This is a genomic window from Pantoea sp. Ft-CA_14, assembly GCF_024520875.1.
Taxonomy (GTDB): domain Bacteria; phylum Pseudomonadota; class Gammaproteobacteria; order Enterobacterales; family Enterobacteriaceae; genus Pantoea; species Pantoea agglomerans.
Map to the genome: position 1 here is coordinate 208,440 of NZ_JALNPM010000004.1, position 16,373 is coordinate 224,812.

At 57.2% G+C, this 16,373-nt stretch carries 15 protein-coding genes and 1 tRNA gene; 11 read left to right on the forward strand and 5 right to left on the reverse strand.

Features of this window, described 5'->3' with window-relative positions; genetic code table 11:
* Nucleotides 1–212: 212 nt before the first annotated feature.
* The 6 genes from aspA to NR195_RS08855 all read left to right on the forward strand — a co-directional run bounded on the left by aspA (nucleotide 213) and on the right by NR195_RS08855 (nucleotide 5,940).
* Nucleotides 213–1,649, forward strand: coding sequence for an aspartate ammonia-lyase (gene aspA, locus NR195_RS08830; protein WP_010251996.1), 1,437 nt, complete (start codon nucleotides 213–215; stop codon nucleotides 1,647–1,649).
* 111 nt (nucleotides 1,650–1,760) lie between these two features.
* A complete protein-coding gene (locus NR195_RS08835) occupies nucleotides 1,761–3,062 on the forward strand; it encodes an anaerobic C4-dicarboxylate transporter (RefSeq protein WP_033759606.1) in 1,302 nt (433 codons plus the stop codon).
* A 65-nt stretch (nucleotides 3,063–3,127) separates the two neighbouring features.
* On the forward strand, nucleotides 3,128–3,442 hold the full coding sequence (gene cutA / locus NR195_RS08840) for a divalent cation tolerance protein CutA (RefSeq protein WP_010672018.1): 315 nt from the start codon (nucleotides 3,128–3,130) through the stop codon (nucleotides 3,440–3,442).
* Nucleotides 3,418–5,118 carry a protein-disulfide reductase DsbD gene (locus NR195_RS08845; protein ID WP_245115658.1) on the forward strand — a complete coding sequence of 567 codons (1,701 nt, stop codon included), beginning with the start codon at nucleotides 3,418–3,420 and terminating at the stop codon, nucleotides 5,116–5,118. The genes cutA and NR195_RS08845 overlap by 25 nt, the downstream gene beginning before the upstream one ends.
* Nucleotides 5,119–5,181: 63 nt before the next feature.
* Nucleotides 5,182–5,757, forward strand: a complete 576-nt coding sequence (locus NR195_RS08850; protein ID WP_010252014.1) for a transcriptional regulator — start codon at nucleotides 5,182–5,184, stop codon at nucleotides 5,755–5,757.
* Between the two features lie 107 nt (nucleotides 5,758–5,864).
* Nucleotides 5,865–5,940, forward strand: a tRNA-Phe gene (locus tag NR195_RS08855).
* A gap of 101 nt (nucleotides 5,941–6,041) precedes the next feature.
* Here the strand turns inward: NR195_RS08855 and NR195_RS08860 are convergent.
* The 3 genes from NR195_RS08860 to NR195_RS08870 form a co-directional block, all read right to left on the reverse strand.
* Nucleotides 6,042–7,211 (reverse strand): Gfo/Idh/MocA family protein, encoded by a 1,170-nt coding sequence (locus NR195_RS08860; protein ID WP_010252017.1) that lies wholly within the window; start codon nucleotides 7,209–7,211, stop codon nucleotides 6,042–6,044.
* A 10-nt stretch (nucleotides 7,212–7,221) separates the two neighbouring features.
* The gene (locus NR195_RS08865) at nucleotides 7,222–8,139 is read right to left on the reverse strand and encodes a TIM barrel protein (RefSeq protein ID WP_256844423.1); all 918 of its coding nucleotides are present in this window, start codon (nucleotides 8,137–8,139) and stop codon (nucleotides 7,222–7,224) included.
* Nucleotides 8,140–8,289: 150 nt separating this feature from the next.
* The gene (locus NR195_RS08870; protein ID WP_010252022.1) at nucleotides 8,290–9,315 is read right to left on the reverse strand and encodes a LacI family DNA-binding transcriptional regulator; all 1,026 of its coding nucleotides are present in this window, start codon (nucleotides 9,313–9,315) and stop codon (nucleotides 8,290–8,292) included.
* Nucleotides 9,316–9,645: 330 nt separating this feature from the next.
* On the opposite strand from NR195_RS08870, the gene NR195_RS08875 reads away from it, so the two are divergent.
* The 4 genes from NR195_RS08875 to NR195_RS08890 all read left to right on the forward strand — a co-directional run bounded on the left by NR195_RS08875 (nucleotide 9,646) and on the right by NR195_RS08890 (nucleotide 12,972).
* A complete protein-coding gene (locus NR195_RS08875; protein ID WP_256844424.1) occupies nucleotides 9,646–10,689 on the forward strand; it encodes a Gfo/Idh/MocA family protein in 1,044 nt (347 codons plus the stop codon).
* Between the two features lie 18 nt (nucleotides 10,690–10,707).
* Nucleotides 10,708–11,586, forward strand: a complete 879-nt coding sequence (locus NR195_RS08880) for a sugar phosphate isomerase/epimerase family protein (RefSeq protein ID WP_256844425.1) — start codon at nucleotides 10,708–10,710, stop codon at nucleotides 11,584–11,586.
* Between the two features lie 218 nt (nucleotides 11,587–11,804).
* The gene (yghU, locus tag NR195_RS08885) at nucleotides 11,805–12,668 is read left to right on the forward strand and encodes a glutathione-dependent disulfide-bond oxidoreductase (RefSeq protein ID WP_022625250.1); all 864 of its coding nucleotides are present in this window, start codon (nucleotides 11,805–11,807) and stop codon (nucleotides 12,666–12,668) included.
* A gap of 10 nt (nucleotides 12,669–12,678) precedes the next feature.
* Nucleotides 12,679–12,972 (forward strand): DUF1330 domain-containing protein, encoded by a 294-nt coding sequence (locus NR195_RS08890; protein WP_010252030.1) that lies wholly within the window; start codon nucleotides 12,679–12,681, stop codon nucleotides 12,970–12,972.
* A 30-nt stretch (nucleotides 12,973–13,002) separates the two neighbouring features.
* Here the strand turns inward: NR195_RS08890 and NR195_RS08895 are convergent, their stop codons facing one another.
* Complete coding sequence (locus NR195_RS08895; RefSeq protein WP_187511252.1) at nucleotides 13,003–14,097, reverse strand: YncE family protein; 1,095 nt, start codon at nucleotides 14,095–14,097, stop codon at nucleotides 13,003–13,005.
* Nucleotides 14,098–14,298: 201 nt separating this feature from the next.
* The gene (locus NR195_RS08900) at nucleotides 14,299–15,237 is read right to left on the reverse strand and encodes a LysR family transcriptional regulator (RefSeq protein WP_022625248.1); all 939 of its coding nucleotides are present in this window, start codon (nucleotides 15,235–15,237) and stop codon (nucleotides 14,299–14,301) included.
* A gap of 64 nt (nucleotides 15,238–15,301) precedes the next feature.
* Here NR195_RS08900 and NR195_RS08905 point away from each other — a divergent pair, with 64 nt between their 5' ends.
* Nucleotides 15,302–16,372, forward strand: coding sequence for a tartrate dehydrogenase (locus NR195_RS08905; protein WP_033787519.1), 1,071 nt, complete (start codon nucleotides 15,302–15,304; stop codon nucleotides 16,370–16,372).
* Nucleotide 16,373 lies beyond the last annotated feature (1 nt).

Sequence of the window (16,373 nt, forward strand, 5' to 3'; positions counted from 1 at the left end):
TCAAATTTATCCTGCGGGGTTAATTTTGTAACCAACTTCACATATCGTTAACCAGGCTGCAGCATTAAGTGATCTGCATGCGTGCTTTTCATATGCATCAGAATATGATCGCACACGCCCCTATGAAGACGGATAATATGTCGGCACGGGTACACCACGACAAAATAAACACATCCTTTGTGATGGTTAGCGGCAACAACAAGAAGGTTATCATGGCGAACAACATTCGTATCGAAGAAGACCTGTTAGGTATGCGCGAAGTTCCGGCGGATGCCTATTATGGCGTTCATACTCTGCGTGCGATTGAGAATTTTTATATCAGCAACAGCAAAATCAGCGACATACCTGAATTTGTCCGCGGCATGGTGATGGTAAAAAAAGCGGCGGCGATGGCCAACAAAGAGCTGCAGACCATCCCGCGCAACATTGCCGATACCATCATTAAGGCCTGCGACGAAGTGCTTAACAACGGCCGCTGTATGGACCAGTTCCCCGTGGATGTTTATCAGGGCGGTGCCGGAACCTCGGTCAACATGAACACCAATGAAGTACTGGCGAACATCGGCCTTGAGCTGATGGGCCACCAGAAAGGGGAATATCAGTACCTCAACCCCAACGATCATGTGAACAAATGCCAGTCCACCAACGACGCTTACCCAACCGGTTTCCGCATCGCGGTCTACAGCTCGCTACTGAAACTGCTTGATGGCATCAGCCAGCTGGCCGAAGGCTTCCAGCACAAAGCCGATGAGTTCCAGACCATCCTGAAAATGGGCCGTACCCAGTTGCAGGATGCCGTGCCGATGACCCTCGGGCAGGAATTTCACGCCTTCAGCGTACTGCTGAACGAAGAGACCAAAAGCATTCTGCGCACCGCGGAACTGCTGCTGGAAGTGAACCTGGGCGCGACCGCCATCGGCACCCGCCTCAATACGCCGGAAGGGTATCAGCATTTGGCGGTACAGCGTCTGGCGGAAGTCAGCAACCTGCCGGTGGTGCCGGCGGAAGATCTGATTGAAGCAACCTCCGACTGCGGCGCCTATGTGATGGTCCATTCATCGCTGAAACGTCTGGCGGTGAAGCTCTCTAAAATCTGTAACGACCTGCGCCTGCTCTCCTCTGGCCCGCGTGCAGGCCTGAATGAAATCAATCTGCCAGAGCTGCAGGCGGGTTCCTCTATCATGCCCGCCAAGGTCAATCCGGTTGTACCGGAGGTGGTAAACCAGGTCTGCTTCAAAGTGATTGGTAACGACATCACCGTGACGATGGCCTCTGAAGCGGGCCAGCTGCAGCTCAACGTGATGGAGCCGGTGATTGGTCAGGCGCTGTTTGAGTCGATCAGCATTCTGACTAACGCCTGCTACAACCTGCTGGAGAAGTGCATCAACGGCATTACCGCCAACCGCGCAGTGTGCGAAGCCTATGTCTTCAACTCGATTGGTATCGTGACTTACCTCAACCCTTACATCGGCCACCATAACGGCGACATCGTCGGTAAAATCTGTGCGGAAACCGGTAAAAGCGTACGTGAGGTGGTGCTGGAGCGCGGCCTGCTGACGGAAAGTGAGCTGGACGATATCTTCTCGGTGCAGAACCTGATGTACCCGGTTTATAAAGCCAAACGTTATACTGATGAAAACGAACAGTAAGGTTTAACCGACGCTGGTTAACCAAAGGCACACCGCGATCAACACGGTGTGCCTTTTTTTTTGTTAAACAGCACACCCGGCTATTACCGGTTTATCTTTCAGGAGTCATTCATGTTTGTGGTTGAGCTGCTTATCGTCTTGATGGCGATCTGGTTGGGCGCACGTCTTGGCGGCATTGGTATCGGGTTCGCAGGCGGAATGGGCGTGCTGATCCTGACGCTGGGATTTGGCATGGCACCCGGTGCTATTCCGTTCGATGTGATTGAAATCATCATGGCGGTGATCGCCGCGATAGCCGCCATGCAGGTGGCAGGCGGCATGGATTATCTGGTGAGCCTGGCGGAACGCCTGCTGCGCCGTCATCCACGCCACGTTACGCTGCTGGCCCCGCTGGTGACCTACCTGATGACGCTGCTGGCCGGTACCGGACATACCGCGTTCTCAACATTACCGGTGATTGCAGAAGTGGCGAAAGAGCAAGGCGTTCGCCCTTCCCGGCCGCTGTCGATTGCGGTAGTGGCTTCGCAGATCGCGATTACCGCATCACCCATTTCAGCCGCAGTGGTCTTCTTCGCCACCCTGCTTGAGCCGCGCGGCGTCAGCTATATCACGCTGCTGGCGATTGCCATCCCCTCAACCATGGTGGGCCTCTTCCTGGCGGCTCTGGTGACTAACTTCTTAGGCCGTGAGCTAAAGGATGATGAGGTTTATCAGGCGCGTCTCGCCAAAGGCGAAGTCACGCTGCGCGGCGCCAGCCTCTACCAGGCAAAACCGGGCGCGAAAAAATCGGTGCTGCTGTTTCTGACGGGCATTGTGGCCGTGGTGCTTTATGCCACCGCGACCAGCGCCAGCGTCGGGCTGATCGTCAATCCGCCGCTGCCACGCAATGAAGCGATTGTGGTGTTTATGCTGACCATCGCCACGCTGATCAGCCTGACCTGCAAACTCGACACCAGCGAAATCCTCAGCGCCAGCACCTTCAAGTCCGGCATGAGCGCCTGTATCTGCGTAATGGGCGTCGCCTGGCTGGGCGATACCTTTGTGAAGGCACATCTGGCGGAGATTCAGATGCTGGCGGGCGACACGCTGAAAACCTATCCGTGGATGCTGGCGCTGGTGCTGTTCTTCGCCTCGATGCTGCTCTACTCGCAGGCTGCAACCACCAAAGCGCTGATGCCCGCCGCGCTGCTGCTGGGCGTTACGCCGCTTACTGCCATCGCTTCCTTCGCGGCGGTTTCAGCGCTGTTTGTGCTGCCGACCTACCCGACCCTGCTGGCCGCCGTCGAGATGGATGACACGGGTTCGACCCGTATTGGCAAATATGTGTTTAACCATGCCTTTATCATTCCCGGCGTGATCGCCATTGCGCTGTCGGTGCTCTCTGGCTTCGTTTTTGGCGGATTGCTGCTATAAGCGCACTCCTCGTGTTACGGATGGAGCGTGCTATCATCGGCGCTCTTTAAAACAGGAGTCACAGGATGAATGCTGTCGTTATCCTCTGCACCACGCCCGATCAGGCCACGGCGGAGCACCTTGCTGGCTTAGCGCTGGAAGCCAGGCTGGCGGCCTGTGTCACACTGCTGCCGGGCGCCACCTCCTGGTATCTCTGGCAGGGAAAAATGGAGCAGAGCAGCGAAGTCCAGATGCTGCTGAAATGCGACAGCGATCATCAGCAGGCGCTGTGTGATCTGCTCAAAGACGCTCACCCTTACGATGTGCCCGAACTGCTGGCGCTGCCGGTTCAATATGGAGACAGTGAATACTTGTCATGGCTGCACGCATCTCTCGCTTAATTACGCTTCTGCTGACGCTGTTTATCGGCCTGCAGGCGCACGCTTCACTCTTTTCAAATCCGGCGACCAGTCGCTTTGTGCCGGTCGATCAGGCCTTTACTTTTGACTTCGACCAGCAGGGCGCGCAGCTCAACCTGCACTGGAAAGTGAAATCGGGTTACTACCTCTATCGCCAGCAGATCCACATCACACCGCAGAACGCGACCATCGCGCCGTTAACGCTGCCGGCTGGTCAGCCGCATGAAGATGAATTCTTCGGCAAAAGTGAAATCTATCCGCAGGATCTGACGCTGCCGGTGACGCTGCAGCAGGCGGCCAGCGGCGCCACGCTCAGTGTGACTTATCAGGGCTGTGCCGCCGCCGGATTCTGTTATCCGCCAGAAACGCGCAGCGTTCCGGTAAGTGCGGTGACCGCCAGCAGCGCACCGCCGCCGGTCAGCGCTCAGCCCGCGCCCGCCAGCCCGCTGCCTTTCTCGCCGCTCTGGGCGCTACTGATTGGTATCGGTGTCGCGTTTACGCCCTGCGTACTGCCGATGTATCCGCTGATCTCCGGCATTATCCTTGGCGGACAGCGCCACTATTCGCTGGGCCGACTGTTCGCGCTGGCGATGGTCTATGTGCAGGGGATGGCGCTGACCTACACGCTGCTGGGAGTGGTCGTCGCGGCAGCGGGCCTGCGCTTCCAGGCCGCGTTGCAGCATCCTTATGTGCTGTTCACGCTCTCACTGCTGTTTATCGTGCTGGCGCTGTCGATGTTCGGCCTGTTTACGCTGCAACTGCCCGCCAGCCTGCAAACCCGCCTGACCCTGTGGAGTAATCGTCAGCAGGGTGGCTCGCTGCCCGGCGTCTTCCTGATGGGCGCGCTGGCGGGTTTGATCTGCTCGCCCTGCACCACGGCCCCGCTCAGCGCCATTCTGCTTTACATCGCGCAGAGCGGAAATCTGTGGGCCGGTGCCGGGACGCTGTGGCTCTATGCGGTCGGAATGGGATTACCGCTGATCGCCGTGACCCTGTTTGGCAACCGGCTGCTGCCAAAAAGCGGCCCGTGGATGCAAACCGTTAAAGAGGGCTTTGGTTTTGTCATCCTGGCGCTGCCGGTCTTCCTGCTGGAGCGGGTGCTGGGCGATGCGTGGGGATTGCGACTCTGGAGCCTGCTCGGCGTGGCGTTCTTTGGCTGGGCGTTCAGCGTCAGCCTGCGCGCCAGCAGCGGTAAGTGGCGCGTAGTGCAGATTATCATGCTGGCCGCTGCGCTGATCAGCGCACGCCCGTTGCAGGACTGGGCCTTTGGCGGATCGGCGCAGCAGCAGGCTGTGGCACCGCTGCCGTTCCATACTATCCAGACGCCGCAGCAGCTCGATAGCGCGCTGCAGCAGGCCCGTGGCCGCATCACCATGGTCGATCTCTACGCTGACTGGTGCGTCGCCTGCAAAGAGTTTGAAAAATATACCTTTAGTGACAGCGCCGTGCGCGATAGCCTGAGTCAGGTACAGCTGCTCCAGGCCAACGTCACCGCCAACAACGCCAGTGATAACGCGCTGTTGCAGCACCTTCAGGTGCTGGGCTTACCGACGATTTTGTTCTTTGATGCGCAGGGCCGCGAAATCGCCGGATCGCGCATCACCGGGTTTCTCAATGCCGCCGACTTCCGGGCGCATTTGCAGAAACTTACCCCGTAAACAACACTGGAGTCAGGTCATTGCCCGGTGCCTTACCGGGCCTGCATACCAGAGGAGAGTCACTTGCAGCGTGAACAGATACTCGAGCATGCATTGAATGTGCTTGAACAGAACGGCCTCGCCGCCACCCTCTCATTGGAAACCCTGGCGGGATCCGAATTAACCCGTGATCAGCTTCAGCAGTTCTGGCCCGATCGTGACGCCCTGCTCTACGATGCACTGCGCTATCACGGGCAGCAGATTGATACCTGGCGACGCCAGATCCTGCTGGATGAATCGCTGTCGCCCGACCAGAAGCTGATGGCACGCTATGAGGTCCTGAGTGAGCAGGTCAGCAAAGGACGCTTTCCAGGCTGCCTGTTTATTGCCGCCTGTAGCTTCTACCCGCAGCCCGATCAGCCCATCCATCAACTGGCCGAACAGCAGAAACGCGGCTCATGGCAGTTCACCCACGACATTCTGGTGGAGCAGGCGCTGGACAACCCCAGCATGGTGGCCGATCAGATGGAGCTGATTCTTGAAGGCTGCCTCAGCAAGCTGCTGGTGAAGCGCAATGTGCAGGATGTCGCCACTGCACAGCGGCTGGCGGAGGATGTTTACAGCATCGCGCTGTGCCGTAAAAATGGCGCGCTGGCCTGAGGTTTTACCCGCTTTGACTGAAAATCAGGCAATCAGTCACGTTTCCAGGGGTTTTTTGGTGAAAGCCGTTGACGACCCGCGGCCTTTACGGTTTAATGCGCCCCGTTGCCCGAATAGCTCAGTCGGTAGAGCAGGGGATTGAAAATCCCCGTGTCCCTGGTTCGATTCCGGGTTCGGGCACCATATTTAAAGAACCCGCCTCTGGCGGGTTTTTTGCTTTTGTGGAGCGAACCCGTTATCGAAGGTTCGATACACTCGCCACATCCTGTGGCTCACCCTCTGCTTCAGCACGCCACCCACACCGCACCGGCATCCGCCGATTTCACGCACTGCGCAACCCAGCGCACGCCCATTAATCCGGCATGCACGTCGGGATACCAGAAATCCTGCAGGAAATCGGTGTCACGGCGATCGGTAGCATCCATCGCCAGTGCGAAGCGACGATAAAGATTGGACCAGGCTTCAAATAACCCCTCGGTATGCCCTCCGCCAATGCGGTCCTCTTCCAGCGCGCGCGGATTAAGATAGCCCATGCCGCGCTCCAGAATGCGCACTGGCTCGCCCTGCACTTCATAGCGCAACTGGTTCGGCTGCTCATCCCACCACTCCAGACTGGCTTTCGATCCGACGACCCGAATCTTCTGCCCGTGCATCGATCCGGCATTCACCGCCGACGCCCATAACGTGCCGACCGCGCCGTTGTCATACTCCATCATCACAAAGGCGTTATCCTCCAGCGGCGCACGCGACGCGACAAAGCTCTGACGCGAACAGAGCAGACGCGTCACTTTCAGCTGTGGCAACATCGTTTCTGCAATAAATAACGGATGCGTCGCCAGGTCGCCTAACACGTAACTCGGGCCGACAAAGCGCGGATCGACCCGCCAGCGGGTGCTTTCACTCTGCAACTCCACCGCCTCATTATGGAAGCCGTGAGCAAACTGCATGTTAACGATGCGGATCTCACCCAAAGCCCCTTCGGCGATCATCTCCCTGGCCTGATGAACCAGCTGATGCCCGGCGTAACCGTAGGTGACGCCAACAACCTTCTGCTTCTCCCGGCTCAGCTGCTCCAGCTCATCCGCCTCTTCGACCGTAAAACAGAGGGGCTTCTCGCACACCACATGCAGCCCGGCATTAAGCGCCGCGCGGCAAATGGCGAAATGAGTATTATTAGGCGTGGCGACAGACACCGCCTCAATGCCATCTTCACGCGCGGCTTCCCCGGCGAACAGGCTGGCATAATCGGGATAACAGCGGTCCGGTGCCACACCCAGCGCCTGACCAAACTCACGCCCGCGTGCGGCATCAATATCAAACGCCCCCGCCAGCAGCACAAAGTTTCCGTCACGCTGTGCCGCAGAGCGATGGATATAGCCAATCTGGCTGGTGCCGCCGCCGCCGATCATGCCCCAGCGCAGCGAGCGATTAGCCGCTTTTTTACCGTTAATCATGCTGTTGTCCTCAGAATCCTGTTGATCGGAGATAGTCCAGGCTGGCTTTAACATCCCGCAGACTGGTGTCGGCATGGCGCGGATCACGCTCCTGTTCGATGGTGATCCAGCCCTGATAGTTACGCTCAGTCAGCAGCGTGCGCACCGCCGGATAGTCAATTGCGCCCTGCCCCAGCGGACACATCACCCCCTGCGCGCAGGCAGTGAAAAAGTCGAGTCCGCGAGAGAGGGCGTCTCGCCAGACCCGCTGGTTAACGTCTTTGAAGTGGAGGTAATCGATGCGGGTCCAGTACTGTTGCAGTGAAGCGACCGGATCCATCCCGGCGTAATAGAGATGGCCGGTATCCAGACATAAACCAGCCACCTGATGCGGAATATCACTGACCAGCCGCGCAAGCTCATCGGCAAACTCAATGCAGCCGCCCGCATGCGGATGGATCACCGGTCGCACGCCATACTCCTGCCAGGCAATCTCACTCAGAATGGTGATGTGTCGCATCATGCGCTGCCAGTCGTCAGCGGAGAGCCGTGGCGCTTTTTCTGACTGACCGGCATATTTCGCCCGCTCCGGATTCCCGAAGTCGATGACCACCAGATAAGGCGCGCTGGCGCCGGGCGTTTTGACGGCGGCTGGTACGCTGGCCAGGGTACGGCACAGGTTGTGGGTGAGCGTGACCAGTTCAGGGAAATGCGCTTCACTGACCAAATCATCAAAAATCGTACCCGCCACCAGCGAAAGCTGATGCGCATTAAGCTGCCGGGTCAGTTCGGCTGCATCCGCTGGCAGATAGCCCCAGGGGCCAAGTTCGATACTGGGATAGCCAGCCAGAGCGGCTTCAGTCAGGACTTTCTGCCATGGCGGCAGCCAGGGATTAGCGGGATCGTCGACGCCCCAGCTACAGGGCGCATTAGCAATGTGAAAGGTCATGATATCTGCCTGTGCAGTGAGAACTGCTGGCAGTATCAAATGAAAATTTCATCTCAGACAACAATGAAAGTTTCATTTTTTGATAGAGATCGCGTTTAAATATTTCTTTATATGATAGTTTTCTATCAAATACCCGCTAACCTGCTCTTTCTACAGGTTTTCACGCGTCACGATTTCAAAGGGTACGGTCACCTGAGCAAAATGGTCGCGCTGTTCCATCCGGCTGTTGAGGCAGGTGGCGATCACCGCCGCAGCCATGGCATCAATACGATGGCGCAACATCAGCGTAATGGTGCCATCAATCAGCGCCAGCTCATCGCCGGGCAGCGGACCGTGGCACAGCAGATCGATCTGCCTGCGTCCGCTGTCACGCAGCGCCTGCACCACGCCCTCGATGCCGCCGCAGGGCGCATAAATCATCACCAGATCATCATGAGTGTCCAGCAACTGCCGGGTCGCCTGATAGCCCCCTTCACCCGACTCATGCGTTTTTAACGGTTCCAGTACCCGCTGGCTGATGCCTGACTCGCGCAGGTAAGAGCGGAAACTGATCTCGCTGCTCTCCTGGCAGGTAAAGCGGTGATCGCCCAGCAGCACCCCAACGCATCCCGGCTGACGCAGCAGATGCTGTGCCATCCAGGCCGCCGTACGTCCCGCTTTCTGATTATCAATGCCGATAAAACCCGCATGCTCACAGGGCGAGAAATCAGAAAACAGCGCGTAAACCCGCACGCCCAGTCGGGACACATCCTGAATCGCGTGACGAATCAGCGGATGATCCAGCGCCACCAGCGCAATCACATCACTGCGCTGTGCCAGCAGACGCAGCGAGTGCGCCACCGCCTCCACTTCGTGAATATCATGCCAGCAAAACTCAGGTTCGCTGCCCTGTGGCTGCTGAGCCTTCAGCTGCTGTTTCAGCACCTCGCCTAGCTGCTGATAAAACGAATAACGGGCAGGCAGCAGGATAAAGCTCACGCGAACTGTTGCCGCAGCGAGCGGCGATGTTGTCCGGATGTGTGCCTGTGTCAGGTGATAGCCCAGCTCGCGGGCCGCAGCCAGCACTTTCTGCTCGGTCACGCTGCGCACCGGCGCGCGTCCATTCAGCACCCGATCCACGGTGGCCACGCCCACGCCCGCCGCCTGCGCAATAGCGGTCATCGTCACTTTTGACATCATCCTTCTCCCTGCTTCTGCTCTCTGTAGCGCTGGCTGACGGCTACGCCTAAATATTCTGTTGTCTGAGACATCAACACTCTATCGCGGCAAAGCCATTTCCTCTCATTTATTTGATAGAAAGTCAGCGTTAATCTTGATCTTCCTCGCAAAATGAAACATTCATTTCTTTCTGCATTCTCTTTAAAACGCCCATTTGCTAAAACGGATAAAAATCCTGCGCCGATCGGGTTGATGGGATCACATCATTAAAAGGTTAGAGCGACGACGGCGGGCTTTCTATAGTGGAGCCCTGAGCAGCACCTGCCTGCACGTACAAAAGGAAAAGTTATGTTCCCTTCAACGCTTCCGGTTCCACGCCTGACCGCTGCCAGCCAGGTACCACAGTTGCGCTGGGGCATTATCGGGCCGGGCTGGATCGCCGACCATTTTGCCCATGCACTGCGCAAGCATACCCATCAGCAGATCACGGCGGTGGCTGCGCGTGACCCGGCAAAAGCGCAGGCCTTTGCCGACAAATGGTCAATCAGCCATGCCACGGGCAGTATCGACGTGCTGCTGGCGCGGGAGGATGTTGATGCGGTCTATATCGCCACGCCCCACAACCACCATTTTCCCGATGGTCTGCGCGCGATTGCCGCCGGAAAGCATCTGCTGATTGAAAAGCCGCTGGCGCTGAATGCTCAACAGGCGACACAGCTTAAACTGGCCGCCGCTGACGCGAACCTGCTCTGTATGGAGGCGATGTGGTGCAACTTCACACCGAAATATGACGTTATCCGTCAGCTGCTGGAGGATGGCGTGCTCGGCGATGTTCACACCCTGATTGCCGATCATGGCGAGTTTTTCACCCCGGACCATCGCATCTTCAATGCCGATCTGGCGGGCGGCCCGATGCTGGATCTGGGCAGCTATCTGGTGGCGCTTAGCGTGTTTGTTGGCGGCGGTGCGCCTGACACGATCGTCGCCCGGGGCCAGTCCGTCCCGGATGGGCGTGTAAACGGTCAGACGTCGATGCTGTTTACCCATCAGCACGGCATGCATTCGGTGCTGAATACCACCCTGTTCAGCAACACGCCAGGCGGCGCGGTGATCGCCGGACGCGAGGCCACGCTGGAACTGGCGGGACAGTTCTATGCGCCCGGTAACTTCACCCTGACCTCCAGCGATCGGCGTCATCGCCTGCAGTGGCAGGAGCCTGCCAGCCGCTATGAACAGCTCTGTCATGAAATTAACCATTTCGCCTGGTGTATCGGTCAGAACCGGATCGATTCACCCATCCATTCGCTTGACCAGGCGATTACCACCCTGGCCGCGATGGACAACGTCAGGCTGCAGATTGGCGTGACCTTCAATGAAGAACAGCAACCTTAATGTGCCCGGAGCAGAAAGATGAAAATCGCTTTTGATGTGGATGTGATTAAAGATTTAGGCATCACCCGTATGGTTCATCAGGTGGCCGACTGGGGATACAAATATATCGAACAGTCGCCGCATCCGCAGATCAACCCGTTTTATAAGCATCCTAAAGCCAGCCGTGAAATCATCACCGAGTATAAGAATGCGTTAAACGCCACCGGGCTGGAGATCTCCTCGTTTATCGTGGTCTATCGCTGGTCCGGCCCGGATGAGCTGCGTCGTCAGGCGGCGGTGAAGAACTGGAAGCGGATGATTGAGATCGCGGTTGAGATGGGTGTGCAGGTGATCAACACCGAGCTCTCCGGCACGCCTAACGAGCCGGAAATCTGTGAAGAGATGTTCTATCGCTCCATGGAAGAGCTGCTGCCGATCATCGAACGTGAAGGCATCCGCGTCGAAATCCAGGCGCATCCATGGGATTTCTGCGAAGAGAACAACGAAACCGTGGATATCGTGAAGTCGTTCCGCAGCGATAATGTGAAGTATATCTACAGCGCGCCACACACTTTCTTTTATGACAAAGGCAAAGGTGATGTGAAACCGATGCTGGAGTATGCCGGTGACGATCTGTCACACATGCTGATCGCCGACACCATGAACCATACAAAACACTGTCGCTACATCGTTAACCCGCCAGGGGTGGATGCCACCATTCACCAGCATGTCGGCGTGGGCGAAGGCGAAGTGGACTTCGACACCCTGTTTAAAACGCTGCGCGACAACGGCTTTGCCACCCGCAGTTATAAAGTCGGCGGTGAACCGATCATCGCGGCGTCTCTGTTTGGCTACCCGGAAAAGATGAAGGTTCAGGCGGTAGAAACCCGCGAACTGATTGAGCGTGAACTGCTGTAACCCTGCCTGCCGTGCAGTCGCTGCTGACTGCACGGCCACCTCCGCTCAGGATAACGAACCACCTGCCTGACACACTTTTATTCACTTTTCTCCTGTGCCGCTGCCCGCCTGACATCAGCCCCCTGCAGCACGGCCTTGCGCAGCCAGCAGAGTTAAACTCCCTTCGCAGCACCTGCTACACTCCAGACCAATACCACACCATAAGGCGAACTTTCATTATGTCGGAAAATGCATATCAGCCCGCAAAAGTCTGGACCTGGGACCCTGAAGCCAAAGGTAACGGCGCTAAAACTAATCGTCCGTTCGCTGGTCCCACCCATGAAAAAGCGTTGCCGGTCGGCAAGCATCCTTTACAGCTCTATTCGCTTGGCACGCCTAACGGCCAGAAAGTGACCATCCTGCTGGAAGAGCTGCTGGCGCTTAACGTCAACGATGCGGAATATGATGCCTGGCTGATCCGTATCGGCGAAGGCGATCAGTTCTCCAGCGGTTTTGTCGACGTAAACCCGAACTCGAAAATCCCGGCGCTGAGCGACCACTCAGCAACGCCGCCGATTCGGGTATTTGAATCGGGCAACATCCTGCTCTATCTGGCGGAGAAGTATGGCTACTTCCTGCCGAAAGATATCGCTGGCCGCACCGAAACCCTGAACTGGCTCTTCTGGTTACAGGGCTCAGCGCCTTACCTGGGCGGTGGTTTCGGTCATTTCTATCACTACGCGCCAGAAAAAATTGAGTACGCCATTAACCGCTTCACGCTGGAAGCGAAGCGTCAGCTCGACGTGCTGGATCGTCAGCTGGCAGATAACCGCTATCTGGCCGGTGATGACTACACCATCGCTGATATCGCCACCTGGCCGTGGTACGGCAACATGGTGCTGAATGACCAGTATGGCGGTGCCGAATTCCTGGATGTGCACTCCTATAAAAATGTGGTGCGCTGGGCGAAAGAGATCGCGCTGCGACCTGCTGTAATTCGTGGCCGCAAGGTCAACCGTGTCATGGGCGACCCGGCCGATCAGCTGCACGAGCGTCATGATGCCGCTGACTTCGATACCAAAACCCAGGATAAAAAAGCTTAAGGAGAGATCTGTGAGTGCATATGTTGTATTTATTCGTGATAACACCCTGAACCAGGACGAAATGGCGATCTATGCCGAGAAAGCGGGCGAGGCTCGCGGCGATCATCAGATCAATCCTCTCGCCTTTTATGGCGAACTGGAAACGCTGGAAGGACAGGAAGCAGAAGGCGTGGTGATTCTGGAATTCGCGAGCCGCGAAGCCGCACATGCCTGGTATGACAGCCCGGAATATCAGGCTGCCAAAGCGCACCGTCTGAAAGGCGCGAACTATCGCGTGGTGCTGGTAGAAGGTGTGGCTAAGTAAAGATGCAGGCGGCAGCGATGCCGCCTTTTCTTATTGCAGTGTGATACGCGCCACGCCATCCAGCCCCTGACTGCTGTGATCGTCATTGAAGCCCTGCTTCAGGGTGACGAACAGGGTCTGCCCGTCCGGTGAGACCAGCAGACTGTTGGGGTGGCTATCAAATGACCAGCTGTTTTTCACCTCATAGGTGGTGCCATCCAGCTGCAGCACCTTCTTCGATTCGCGCTGGCTGATATAAATCTCATTGCGCTTGCCATTAAACTTAATCCCTAGTGAGTCGCCCGGATTCAGACGCTTAATGACCTTGCCGCTGCGCTCATCAAACACCAGCGTATTTTTCGCTTTTGAATTATCCGTAACAAACAGACGACCGGTTGCCGGATCCTCGGCCATATTCAGGAACAGATACTCCTGCCCGTCACCCGCCGTCAGGCGCTGCTCGATTTTGTTATTGCGCGGATTGATCACCAGGATTTCTCCGCTGCCGTTCGCCGCATAAATACGGTCGCTGACCGGCGAGAAGATGATGCCTGTGACCCACTTCCCGGCATTTTTTATCCGGGTTTTCAGCGTCAGGGTTTTAGCATCAACCACCCAGATCACGCCTGGATCGCCCACGCCGCCGACATAGAGCAGCCCGTCATGCAGAAAGATTTCACGCGTGCCATAGGGCATGCCTTTCTCGTTTTTCTCGTCAAACATCAGGCGCTTCAGCACCTTACCGTTATCAGGATCGATCTTAGAGATACCGCCATCCAGCGTGTTGGTGGCGTAGAGTGCGTTGCCGTCAGGCGCACTGATCAGACCAAAGTTTTTCAGGTCGAAGTGTCCCGCGCCGGTGCTCTGCAGCGTGGAAGCATCAAGACGGTAGATCATGCCGCCGCTGATATCTTTAAATCCCTGCGCGCTGGCGACATAGAGGGCATTTTTTGCTGGCAGATAGGCCATCTCATACAAACCTTCACCCAGCTCGCGCTGAATCAGGTTATCAGGGCTGGAGGGCTGCATCACCACCGGCGCACTGGCATCCACTTTTTTCGCCGGCATCTGGCACGCCGTCAGGCTGAAGGTGGTCACCATCGCCAGTGTAAGTGCCGCTGTACGCGGACTGAACAACGCTTTCATACTTAACTCCCCTATCTGCCTGCTGCTCCCGGCTGGCCACAACGCAGAGGACAGGCAGGAAATAAAAAGAATAAGAATCATACGCAGCCGCTAAAACGCTGTAAACGCAGCGGCATGATGACGCAACCGAATCAGCTTAATGCGGTATATTTATTGTCCGCAGGCGTCTGGCTGCGCCAGAAACTGCCTTTAAAAGCCTTACTAATCAACCGATTGCAGATTGCTCTGCAGAAACGCCACAAATGCGGTAATACGCGCCGGAAGCTGACGCTGCGCCTGCCAGACCGCAAAAATATCGCCATCCGGTGCCTGCCAGTCGGGTAACACCGGCAGCAGTTCGCCCGTCGCCAGACTGTGCTGCGCATCCCACCAGGAACGCAGCAAGATGCCATGTCCATCCATCGCCAGCCGCATCGCCACTTCGCCATCGTTGGTGATCAGACTGCCGCGCACTTTCTGATTGATGCTCTGTTCGCCGCTGGTCAGTCGCCACAGGGTAAAATCGCTGTCGTGCTGGCGCAGTAAAATGCAGTTGTGTTGTGCCAGATCGCGCACTGTCTCCGGCAGACCGTGCCGGGCGGCATAGGCGGGTGAGCAGCAGAGAATGCGCGGATTGGTACGCAGTTTGCGCGCCACCAGCCGTGAGTCGGGCGGTTCCCCGACGCGGATATCAATATCCATGTGGGCATCAAGAAAATTAAGTGGCTGGCTGCTGAGCTGCAGCGACAGCGAGAGTTCCGGGTGCAGCGCGGCAAAAGCCGAGACGCAGGGCGCAATATGCCGACGGCCAAAGCCAAATGAGGCGTTAATGTTAAGTGTGCCGCGCAGCTGAGCGGTTTCGCCGCTGACCGCCTCTTCCAGCGCCGCCAGCTGATCCAGCAACGGACGCGCACCCGCCAGATAACGGCGCCCTTCCGGCGTCAGCTCCAGTCGTCGCGTGGTGCGGCGCAGGAGTTGCACACCAAGCCGCTGTTCCAGCTGGCTCAGACGTTTGCTGACCGCCGCCAGCGACAGTCCCAGTTCGCGCGCCGCCGCAGTCAGGCTATCCAGCGCAGCCAGGCGAACAAAGAAGGCTAAATCATCGGTGGAGGTGCGGGATTCTCTACTTTTATTCAACACTGGATTGCCTTTCAGGCTCATTATTTCCCCGTAAGCGACAGTTATACTGCGTACACAATTCGAACATCAACCGGAAAGGTACCCTGTGACTGACAAAATTCACTCTGTTGCCGTGATCCCTGGCGACGGCATCGGCAAAGAAGTGATGCCGGAAGGCGTCCGTGTAATGAATGCGGCCGCAGAGAAATTTAACATTCCGCTGCGCTGGGAGTGGTTCGATTACGCCAGTGCCGACTACTGGCAGCAGCATGGCAAAATGTTGCCTGACGACTGGTTTCCACAGCTGAAAGCCTTTGATGCGATCTATTTTGGCGCAGTCGGCTGGCCCGATGTGGTGCCCGACCACGTTTCACTGTGGGGCTCGCTGCTGCAGTTCCGCCGGGAGTTCGATCAATATGTGAATCTGCGTCCGGTGCGACTGATGCCAGGCGTCAAAGCGCCGCTGGCGAACCGTCAGCCCGGCGATATCGACTTCTATGTGGTACGCGAAAACACTGAGGGTGAATACTCCAGCGTCGGCGGCACCATGTTCCCCGGCACCGAACGTGAAGTGGTGATTCAGGAGACGGTGATGACGCGCACCGGCGTCGATCGCATCCTGAAGTTTGCCTATCAGCTGGCGCAGAGTCGGCCGAAGAAACACCTGACCTCCGCCACCAAATCGAACGGCATTGCCATCACCATGCCCTACTGGGATAGCCGCGTTGAAGCCATGGCCGGTCAGTTCCCCGATGTTCGCGTCGATAAGTATCACATCGATATTCTCACCGCTAACTTCGTGCTGCATCCGGACTGGTTTGATGTGGTGGTCGCCAGCAATCTGTTTGGCGATATCCTCTCCGATCTCGGCCCGGCCTGTACCGGCACTATCGGCATCGCCCCTTCGGCCAATATCAACCCGGAAGGCCTGTTCCCCAGCCTGTTTGAGCCGGTTCACGGTTCTGCGCCCGATATCGCCGGTAAAGGCGTCGCCAATCCCATCGGACAGATCTGGTGTGGCGCGATGATGCTGGAGCACCTCGGCTACAAAGCGGCAGGTGATGCGGTGTTAGACGCGATTGAACGCACGCTGGCAGCGGGCGAGCACCTGACACGCGATCTCGGCGGCAGCGCCAGCACCGAACAGCTCGGTATGGCCATCGCCGCCGCGCTGTGAT

Excerpts from the sequence above, each read along its gene's own strand:
- cutA (WP_010672018.1), top strand. The coding sequence starts at position 3,128 with ATGAATGCTGTCGTTATCCTCTGCACCACGCCCGATCAGGCCACGGCG.
- NR195_RS08835 (WP_033759606.1), top strand. The coding sequence starts at position 1,761 with ATGTTTGTGGTTGAGCTGCTTATCGTCTTGATGGCGATCTGGTTGGGC.
- NR195_RS08875 (WP_256844424.1), top strand. The coding sequence starts at position 9,646 with ATGTTCCCTTCAACGCTTCCGGTTCCACGCCTGACCGCTGCCAGCCAG.
- NR195_RS08870 (WP_010252022.1), bottom strand. The coding sequence starts at position 9,315 with ATGTCAAAAGTGACGATGACCGCTATTGCGCAGGCGGCGGGCGTGGGC.
- yghU (WP_022625250.1), top strand. The coding sequence starts at position 11,805 with ATGTCGGAAAATGCATATCAGCCCGCAAAAGTCTGGACCTGGGACCCT.
- NR195_RS08860 (WP_010252017.1), bottom strand. The coding sequence starts at position 7,211 with ATGATTAACGGTAAAAAAGCGGCTAATCGCTCGCTGCGCTGGGGCATG.
- NR195_RS08865 (WP_256844423.1), bottom strand. The coding sequence starts at position 8,139 with ATGACCTTTCACATTGCTAATGCGCCCTGTAGCTGGGGCGTCGACGAT.
- NR195_RS08900 (WP_022625248.1), bottom strand. The coding sequence starts at position 15,237 with ATGAGCCTGAAAGGCAATCCAGTGTTGAATAAAAGTAGAGAATCCCGC.
- aspA (WP_010251996.1), top strand. The coding sequence starts at position 213 with ATGGCGAACAACATTCGTATCGAAGAAGACCTGTTAGGTATGCGCGAA.
- NR195_RS08895 (WP_187511252.1), bottom strand. The coding sequence starts at position 14,097 with ATGAAAGCGTTGTTCAGTCCGCGTACAGCGGCACTTACACTGGCGATG.
- NR195_RS08880 (WP_256844425.1), top strand. The coding sequence starts at position 10,708 with ATGAAAATCGCTTTTGATGTGGATGTGATTAAAGATTTAGGCATCACC.
- NR195_RS08845 (WP_245115658.1), top strand. The coding sequence starts at position 3,418 with ATGGCTGCACGCATCTCTCGCTTAATTACGCTTCTGCTGACGCTGTTT.